12 protein-coding genes are annotated in these 8,414 nt (G+C 61.8%); 9 read left to right on the forward strand and 3 right to left on the reverse strand.

The features are described 5' to 3' along the window. The 3 genes from CFR72_RS15530 to CFR72_RS15540 all read right to left on the reverse strand — a co-directional run. Positions 1–261: conjugal transfer protein TraD (locus CFR72_RS15530; protein ID WP_167400423.1), on the reverse strand; the 261-nt coding region annotated here is incomplete at its 3' end. Continuing rightward, positions 258–500, reverse strand: a complete 243-nt coding sequence (locus CFR72_RS15535; RefSeq protein WP_110914701.1) for a conjugal transfer protein TraD — start codon at positions 498–500, stop codon at positions 258–260. The genes CFR72_RS15530 and CFR72_RS15535, both read right to left, overlap by 4 nt. Before the next feature lie 64 nt (positions 501–564). Next, positions 565–924 carry a conjugal transfer protein TraD gene (locus CFR72_RS15540; RefSeq protein ID WP_207303533.1) on the reverse strand — a complete coding sequence of 120 codons (360 nt, stop codon included), beginning with the start codon at positions 922–924 and terminating at the stop codon, positions 565–567. A 96-nt stretch (positions 925–1,020) separates the two neighbouring features. On the opposite strand from CFR72_RS15540, the gene traA reads away from it, so the two are divergent. From traA to CFR72_RS15585, 9 genes are all read left to right on the forward strand, one after another. Then, a complete protein-coding gene (gene traA, locus CFR72_RS15545; protein ID WP_110914702.1) occupies positions 1,021–4,398 on the forward strand; it encodes a Ti-type conjugative transfer relaxase TraA in 3,378 nt (1,125 codons plus the stop codon). A 46-nt stretch (positions 4,399–4,444) separates the two neighbouring features. After that, a complete protein-coding gene (locus CFR72_RS15550; protein WP_007396294.1) occupies positions 4,445–4,867 on the forward strand; it encodes a putative toxin-antitoxin system toxin component, PIN family in 423 nt (140 codons plus the stop codon). After that, positions 4,864–5,127: a toxin-antitoxin system HicB family antitoxin gene (locus CFR72_RS15555; protein ID WP_007396295.1), complete on the forward strand. Its 264-nt coding sequence runs from the start codon at positions 4,864–4,866 to the stop codon at positions 5,125–5,127. The genes CFR72_RS15550 and CFR72_RS15555 overlap by 4 nt, the downstream gene beginning before the upstream one ends. An 85-nt stretch (positions 5,128–5,212) precedes the next feature. Next, positions 5,213–5,464: a FitA-like ribbon-helix-helix domain-containing protein gene (locus tag CFR72_RS15560; RefSeq protein ID WP_110914703.1), complete on the forward strand. Its 252-nt coding sequence runs from the start codon at positions 5,213–5,215 to the stop codon at positions 5,462–5,464. Next, on the forward strand, positions 5,461–5,883 hold the full coding sequence (locus tag CFR72_RS15565; protein WP_034931108.1) for a type II toxin-antitoxin system VapC family toxin: 423 nt from the start codon (positions 5,461–5,463) through the stop codon (positions 5,881–5,883). Before CFR72_RS15560 ends, CFR72_RS15565 begins: the two co-directional genes overlap by 4 nt. A 64-nt stretch (positions 5,884–5,947) precedes the next feature. Beyond that, the gene (locus CFR72_RS15570; protein WP_034931116.1) at positions 5,948–6,142 is read left to right on the forward strand and encodes a type II toxin-antitoxin system VapB family antitoxin; all 195 of its coding nucleotides are present in this window, start codon (positions 5,948–5,950) and stop codon (positions 6,140–6,142) included. Next, complete coding sequence (gene vapC / locus CFR72_RS15575) at positions 6,139–6,531, forward strand: type II toxin-antitoxin system VapC family toxin (protein WP_110914704.1); 393 nt, start codon at positions 6,139–6,141, stop codon at positions 6,529–6,531. The genes CFR72_RS15570 and vapC overlap by 4 nt, the downstream gene beginning before the upstream one ends. 293 nt (positions 6,532–6,824) lie before the next feature. Further along, complete coding sequence (locus CFR72_RS15580; RefSeq protein ID WP_110914705.1) at positions 6,825–7,493, forward strand: DUF6118 family protein; 669 nt, start codon at positions 6,825–6,827, stop codon at positions 7,491–7,493. Between the two features lie 314 nt (positions 7,494–7,807). Then, positions 7,808–8,347, forward strand: coding sequence for a Fic/DOC family N-terminal domain-containing protein (locus tag CFR72_RS15585; RefSeq protein WP_244182339.1), 540 nt, complete (start codon positions 7,808–7,810; stop codon positions 8,345–8,347). Positions 8,348–8,414 lie beyond the last annotated feature (67 nt).

Raw genomic sequence — 8,414 nt, forward strand, 5'->3', positions numbered from 1 at the left:
CGCGACGGCTTCTGGTTTGCCGTCCGCCTGTTCGACAGCCGCAAGCAGCACCCCGGCCAGCGCCTCGATCGACAGGGTATCGGCTCCCGTCGCCTCGACCAGTTCGCCGAGCTGGAGGGTCCGTTGCGCCTTAAGCTGTTTTGCCTTTTCCTGAAGCGCCTTCAGTTCCGCATCAATGTCCCGTGGCCTGCGCATTTTCCGCCCTCTGTCCTGCTGGTCTGTGGCATACTCTACCACGCAGGCGAGAACCGCGTCACTCATCCAGAGCAATCAACCCTTGTGGCACAGTAAAATGTGAGTGCACGTCTCCAGCGTGCTTTCAGGTCAATCGGAGCAGTATCATTGCTGCCCTGTAGCTGTCCTGCAATATCCAGAAAAGTCCCGAGCAGGGTGGCGCGGTCATCATCGGTCAGATCGACCAGTCCCGCCTTCTGGACCAGGCCGCCCAGTTCGATCAGATGATGAGTGCGTTCCCGTCGCGCCTTCGCCCAGTCGCGCATGTCGGTGCGTGCCTTTCGTGCCTGCTGGCGATGGATCAGGGCTTCCTGCTTCCTGATCCGTCTTTCAAGCGCCAGCAGATCCGTCCTGATCGTTTCCGGTTCCTTTCCGGCCGCCCTTTTTTGCGCCGGCCTGAAAGAACGCCGTCCCCCGTTCGGTCCACCTCGCGACGGCTTCGGGTTTGCCGTCCGCCTGTTCGACAGCCGCAAGCAGCACCCCGGCCAGCGCCTCGATGGACAGGGTATCGGCTCCCGTCGCCTCGACCAGTTCACCGAGCTGGAGGGTTTTTTGCGCCTTAAGCTGCCTGGTCTTTTCCTGAAGCGCCTTCAGTTCCGCATCAATGTCCCGTGGCCTGCGCATTTCCGGTCCTCTGTCCTGCTGGTCTGTGCCATACTCTATCACACAGGCGAGAACCGCGTCACTCATCCAGAGCAATCAACCCTTGTGGCACAGTAAAATGTGAGTGCGCGCTTATACGTCACTTCGTGACGTGCGCTTAAGGGGTGTGATAGGATCGCGTTCATGGCGATCTATCACCTGCATGCAAAGGTCATCAGCCGCGCCACCGGCCGGAGCGCCGTGGCGGCGGCGGCCTATCGCGCGGCATCCCGCCTGCATGATTTGCGGCTGGATCGCGACCATGACTTTTCCAACAAGAGCGGCGTGGTGCATTCCGAGATCCTGCTGCCCGACGGCGCGCCGGAACGGTTTCTTGATCGTGCGACCCTATGGAATGAGGTCGAAGCGATCGAGAAGCGCAAGGATGCCCAGCTTGCCCGCGAAGTGGAGTTTTCAATCCCGCGCGAAATGACCCAGGCGCAGGGGATCGCGCTGGCACGGGATTTTGTGCGCGAGCAGTTCGTGGAACGCGGCATGGTGGCCGATCTCAATGTGCATTGGGATATTGGCGAAGACGGACAGGCGAAGCCCCATGCCCATGTGATGCTGTCCACGCGGCGGATCGAAGTCAGAACCGGAGAGGCTGTGCATGGAAGACGAAACGGAATCCCGCATCCTGAACGAAGCGGCAGGGGCGCATACGACTTCGCGCCGGATCCTGGACCTGATGGAGCAGAAAGGGGACGACGATCCGCTCAAGCTCATGATCCGTCTGCTGACAGAGATCCGGGAGACGCAGCGCGGCATCCTGCTGAAGCTCTCGACGCTGGAGAAGCGCTTGCAGCGGCTGGAAGAACGGCACGACTGATTGCGGCGGCACGGCTCCGGCATGAAGGTCTGGGGCTGGCGCAGAATCAGCCTTTCATCGGGTTCGGTGCGAAAGAGCGTTCGTGGAATGACAGGGATCTTCTGCTGACGTGGCGGGAGCGGTGGGCGTCGCTCGCCAATGAACGGCTGGCCGAGCTGGACCTGGATGTGCGGATCGATCATCGGTCGTTTGCCGCACAGGGGATCGACCTTGAGCCACAGAACAAGATCGGACCCGCAGGGTCACGCCGGCCGGAGCGCGGTGAACCGTGTGAGCGGGTTGCCGACCATCTGGAGATCGCACGGCGCAATGGGGAAAAGTTGCTGGCCGAGCCGCATGTGGCGCTGGAGGCGCTGACGCGACAGCAGAGCACATTCACCCGCCAGGACCTGGCGCGGTTCGTGGACCGGCACACGGCGGATGCAGAACAGTTCAGTGCTGTCATGGTTCGGGTGGAGGCGTGCCCGGAACTGGTCGCCCTCGGGAAAGACGGTCATGGGCGGGAACGGTTCTCCACACGGGAGATGATCGGGGTCGAGCAGCGTCTGGAAGAGGCATCGCTCGCGATGGGGCAGTCCCAGGGGCATGCGGTGCCGCTGGCGGTGCGTCGGGTGGCGATGGCGCGGGACGGGCTTGGGGACGAGCAGGCGCTGGCGGTGGGCGAGGTCACGAAGTCCCGCGACCTGTCCGTGGTGGTCGGCTATGCCGGGACGGGGAAGAGCACCATGCTGGGTGTCGCCCGCGCGGCATGGGAAGAGGCCGGGTATCGGGTGCGCGGGGCAGCGCTGTCGGGGATTGCAGCGGAAGGGCTGGAATCCGGGTCCGGGATCGAGAGCCGGACGCTGGCCTCCCTGGAGCGTGCGTGGGCGCGTGAGTTCGACCTGCTGGAGCGCGGGGACGTGCTGGTGGTGGATGAGGCCGGCATGGTGGGGTCACGGCAGATGGAGCGGGTGCTGTCGGCCGCGCGTGGTGCCGGGGCCAAGGTGGTGCTGGTGGGTGATCCCGAGCAGTTGCAGGCGATCGAGGCTGGTGGTGCGTTCCGGGCGGTAGCCGAGCGGGTCGGGTCTGTGGAAATCACGACGGTGCGCCGGCAGCGTGAAGACTGGCAGCAGGGGGCCACGAAAGAGCTTGCAACCGGGCGGACGGATAGGGCGCTGGAGCGCTATGAGGCGGCCGGCCTGGTGCGCGGGCATGACACGCTGGAAGAGGCGCGGGCCGGGGTGGTGGCCGGGTGGGATGAAGCGCGTCAGGCCGCGCCAGAGGATAGTCAGATCATGCTGGCGCACCGGCGTGCCGATGTGCGTGCGCTGAACGAGGCGGCACGCGCCATCCGGCGGGAGGCGGGTGAGCTGGGTGACGACGTGCTGGTACCGACCGCCCAGGGCGAGCGGGTGTTCGCGGACGGGGAGCGGGTCTACTTCCTGCGCAATGACCGGGAGCTGGGGGTGAAGAACGGCACGCTGGGCACGGTGCGGGGCATCACGGGGTGGCCTGATGCCGGGGACCTAGCACTGTCGGTGCAGCTCGATGGGCCGGGTGGGACCGGGACTGGCCGGGTCGTGTCCGTGTCGGTGGCGGATTATGACGCGCTGGATCATGGCTATGCCGCCACCATCCACAAATCGCAGGGTGTGACGGTGGACCGGGCGCATGTGCTGGCGACGGGGAGCATGGACCGGCACGGGGCCTATGTGGCGCTGTCGCGCCACCGGGAGAGCGTGTCCGTTCATTGGGGCCGGGATGATGTGGGCGACCGGGACGGGCTGGTGCGGCGGCTGTCGCGCGAGCGGCTGAAGGATACCACGCTGGATTACCTGCATGTCCGGGATCGGGATGCCGGGTTTGCGCGACGACGCGGGCTGCATGTCCCCGAGAGCGAGATCGTGGTGGAGCGTGAGAAGGCTGCCTCTGGCCCCCAGAAGGACAGGCAGGCCGAAGCTGTCCGTACGCCAGATCCGGCACCGGCACAGCGGAAGCGTGGGATGTTCGACGGGCTGGACCTGTCCGTGAGGCTTGGTCGTCGCACATCGGAAAAAGACGTGTCGGCCGGGATGAATGCCGGGGCCAGTAAGGGGGAAAGTGGGGTTGAGCGTGAAGCTCCCGCCTCGCCCTTTGCCGTGTTGCGGCTGCCGCGTGTGCAGCGCGCGCAGGTGCCTGCCGGGCTGGGCGGGTTTGTGCCGGGTGGTGATCCGCTCCACCAGGCGGTGGAGCAGTATGCGCGGGCGGTGCGGGACATCGGGCGCATGGTGGAGCAGGACCTGCCGGTGCTGGAGCACCAGAAGAAGGCATGGCTTGACGCCAGCACGGCCCTCGAACGGCTAAGGCCCGGGGCGGTGATCGCTCTGGAAACCGCCGTGAAGCATGAGCCGGAGATCCGGCAGGCCCTGTACGGGCTGGAAGGGCCGACACGGGCGCGCAGGCTGGTCGAGGGGCTGGAACACGAGGACAAGGTGCGGCATTCCCCAGAGTTGCGGGCGGCGCGGTTCGTGAAGGCGTGGGACGGGCTGAGCCGCGAGCAGCAGGGTGTGGCGCTCAGGGAACTGAAGCGGGACGCGCAGCTTGAGTCCCTCCTGCGGCAGAAGGGGCACGAACTGGGCATCCGGAAGGGATCGACGCTCGATCATGGATTGCAGCCGCAGCGCACGCGCTCCCTGTCGCGCTCCAGGGGGCGGGATATGGACATGGGGATGTAGGAGATTTTGATTTACGTTAACCAGTGACGTCATATATGATGTCACTATGCGCGTTGTTCTTGATACGGATGTTGTTCTTTCGGGATTTATGTCGCCGGATGGAGCGTCCCGGCAGCTTTTGCTGGGGGCCTTGGATGGGAATTTCAGTCTGCTGCTCTCCACGACCCTCCTGGTCGAATACGAGGCGGTGTTGCGTCGCTCTGAAAATCTTTTCCGAATGGGCGTTCAGGGGGATGAAGTTCTGGAGGTTCTTGATGGACTTGCAGGGTGTTGTGTGCCGGTTTCTTTTGATTACAGGTGGCGACCGACAGGTGCGCATGGTGATGATGAACTTGTGGTTGAGACAGCGATCAACGGGAATGCGGATGCGATTGCCACGTTCAATCTGAAAGACATGCAGCGGGCCGTATCACGGTTCGGTATTCCAGCAGTGCGGCCAGGTGTTCTTTTGCGAAGGATGAGAGGATGAGTAGCAGTAAAATCCAGCTTCGGCTTCCGGAAGATATGCGGGAAGCCGCAACGCGTCAGGCGGCGCTTTCAGGTGTCAGCATGAACCTTTTTGTTGCGACGGCTGTCGCGGCCCGTCTGGGTGGGCAGGCAGAAGCGGAACGGTATTTTTCCGCACGGGCGACACGGACCACGCCTGCTCGTGCCAAAGCTCTTCTGGAGCGGATCGGAACAAAGGGGCAGATCAGGGACGATGATCGTCTGGACGTGCCGGAAAACTGAATCTGGATGAGGGGATGTCGGGTTTTTCTGGAAAGATATCGAAATTATATTTATGATATCATTCCAGGAAATGAGGAGTCCTGTCATGTCTTCTGTGGTTATTCGTAATCTTCCGGAAGAGACGCATCGGGCGCTGAAGGCGCAGGCCATGCTGCATGGGCGCAGTACGGAAGCGGAGATCCGGACCATTCTGGAAGCGGCCGTCCGGCCGCCGCAGCGGGTCCGGCTGGGATCGCTTCTGGCGTCCATCGGTCGGGAGGCCGGTGTGTGTGATCAGGATATTGCGGCCTTGCAGACCAGCGATCAGACCCCGGCCGAGCCGATGTCCTTCGAATGATCCTGCTCGATACCAATGTGATCTCGGAGCCGTGGAAGCCCGTCCCGGAGCCGCGTGTTCTGGCCTGGATCGATGGACAGGCGATCGAGACGCTTTTTCTGTCTGCCGTCACGGTGGCGGAACTGCGTTTCGGGATCGGGGCGATGCCGTCTGGTCGGCGGCGTTCTGTACTGCATGAGCGGCTGGAACAGGAGGTACTGCCCTTGTTCGCGGGGCGTGTCCTGTCGTTCGATCTGGCGGCGTCCCAGGCCTATGCCGAACTGATGGTGCGGGCCAGGTCAGAAGGTCGGGCGATTGGCAAGGCAGATGGCTATATTGCAGCAACCGCTGCATCCCGGGGTTATGTCGTGGCCAGCCGCGACGTGTCTCCTTTCGAGGCGGCCGGTGTGCGGGTTCTCAATCCGTGGGAGGAGACCTGATGTCCTGCGGCATGCTTGAGAGCGGATGATTTAATGTGTATGATTTCTATTGGAGATACACATCATGCGAACAAACATCATCATTGACGATGCCCTCATGACCGATGCGCTGAAAGCGGCCGGTGTGAAGACCAAACGGGAAGCCGTGGAACTGGGACTGCGTATGCTGATCAGGCTGAAGCAGCAGCGGGAGCTCCGTACCTTGCGGGGGAAGCTCGACTGGCAGGGTGATCTGGATGCCATGCGTTCCGACGCATGATCCTGGTGGATTCCTCGGTCTGGATCGATTTTTTCCGGGGTACGGTGACGCCACAGGTTGATGTTCTAGACCGGCTTCTGGGAGAAGAACCTGTCGCCATTGGGGATCTGATGATGACGGAAGTTCTCCAGGGATTTGCGAGTGAGCGGGATTTCAACACGGCACGGCGGATGCTTGGTGCCCTGGATCTGGTGGAGATCGTGGGACGTGATGTCATGATCGAGGCGGCACGATATTTTCGTGACCTGCGCGGCAGAGGCATCACCATCCGGAAGACCATTGATACCCTGATTGCCACACGATGCATCGTAAGCGGGTATCGGCTTCTTTACAGTGACCGGGACTTTGATCCGTTTGTGACACATCTGGGGCTGGAACGGGCTGCCTGATCGGGGGGCAGGCTACCGGGGGAGGGATGTTGTGCAGGAAGAAGAACAAGCCGTTTGTCAGGAGACAGCGCATCTTCTGAGTAGTACGCGTAATGCGGAAAGATTGCGACGGACTATTCAGAACGCGGCTTCAGACAGTCGGCCAAACAGGCTTACGCTCCTGGCAATGGAAGAAGGGCGAAGGCGGCTGCTTTTCGGGAAGCAGGAAAGGGCCGGAACGCAAGAGGCTGGTCAGGATGATGATCGTCTGGACGTGCCGGAAAACTGAATCTGGATGAGGGGATGGTTCCATCATGAGCGAGACGGATCCGGCAGCCCGTGCGTTTGAGGATCTGTGCGCCGAAATGACGGTGCTCCGGCGCAGCGTGGAAGCGCTGCCCCAGGCATGGCGGGACAACCGGCCGCCAGACTACACACCGGACCTGGCCAGACTGGTGAAAGCCCTGAATGAAGTGGGCGCGCGCATGAAGGCGATCGAGGCCAGTCCGACGCTGAAGATGACGCCGCAGGCCTATGGGCAGGGGGTACGCCAGGCAGGGCTTTCTGTCAGTCAGGACATGCAGGCTGCCTTTCATACCGCGATCCGTGCGGTGCAGGTGGAGCGGCAGCATCTGACCGACATTGTCGGGCAGGCGCGCACCCAGGACCGTCAGAACTGGTGGGTGCTGAAGGTCGGGCTGGCCTGTCTGGCTGTCGGGATCGGGTTCTCGCCTATCCTGACCTATCTCCTGCCGTCATCACTGGGGACGCGCGTGGCCTCCTTTATCGTGGGCGGGCAGGATCGGTGGGAATCCGGTGCGTTGATGATGGAGGCCGACAATCCCGAAAGCCTGCGGCATATGGTCCGGGCCAACCGGCTTGTGGATGCCAGTCAGGACCGGATCGCCGCCTGCCAGAAAACAGCCAACGAGACGAAGGTGGATCAGCCCTGTGTCCTGACCATCCGGCCGGGTGGGTCGTAGGACGAACGTGGCCCTGACAACCGTATTGGACAGACCAACCGTTTTGCGACCTGACGGTCTTCTCGACTACGACTCATAGACATACCCGGAACCGACACTACGCCTACCCATAAATATCTGGTCTTCATACATCATTGCACCGTTGGTACGGGCATGCAGGAAAGGGGCTGCGAAAACCCGAGCCCCTTTAGCCATAACCCAGGTTGCAACAATGGAATGGCGGAGAAATGTCGCGTTAAAGGAAATTCGGTTTCTTTTACATGGCAGGAAAACGTGTTATTAATTACCTGTTTTTCTAACACGTAAGAATGATCATGTTAACGCCCACCTACGAGATTCATCGCTTGCCACCTCAGGTGGATCTGGAAACGGTTCCAGTCCTCAAGGCCTTGGCCAAGGCTAACCGGGCGCTAGCAGAACTGAAGGGACGGGCTGCGACCATTCCCAATCAGGGGATCCTGATCGATACGCTGGCCTTGCAGGAAGCAAAGGCGTCATCCGAGGTGGAGAACATCGTCACGACCCAGGATGAGCTCTTTCAGGCGGAACTGTTTCCTGAAGGACCGGACTCTGTCGCGGCCAAGGAAGTCGCCCTGTATCGCGATGCCCTGCATCTGGGCTTCCGGCAGTTGAAGGTGACGGACGGTCTGCTTCTGAACACGGGGCTGATCGCGATTTTCCAGATGCTCAAGAGACGGGAAGATGGATTTCGGACCACGCCAGGAACAGCCCTGAAGAACGAACGGACGGGTGAAGTTGTGTTTGTGCCACCCCAGGATGCCCGGGAAATCATCCGGTACATGTCGGATCTGGAGCGGTTCGGGGACTATCCTGAATTTTGTGCGGTGTGGTGATAAATTGCTCGAAGAGGAGCCCCCGCATGAGCATTGATAAAGACCTCCTGGACCGCCTGATGGAAGG

The organism is Gluconacetobacter entanii (genome assembly GCF_003206495.1).
Lineage (GTDB): Bacteria > Pseudomonadota > Alphaproteobacteria > Acetobacterales > Acetobacteraceae > Novacetimonas > Novacetimonas entanii.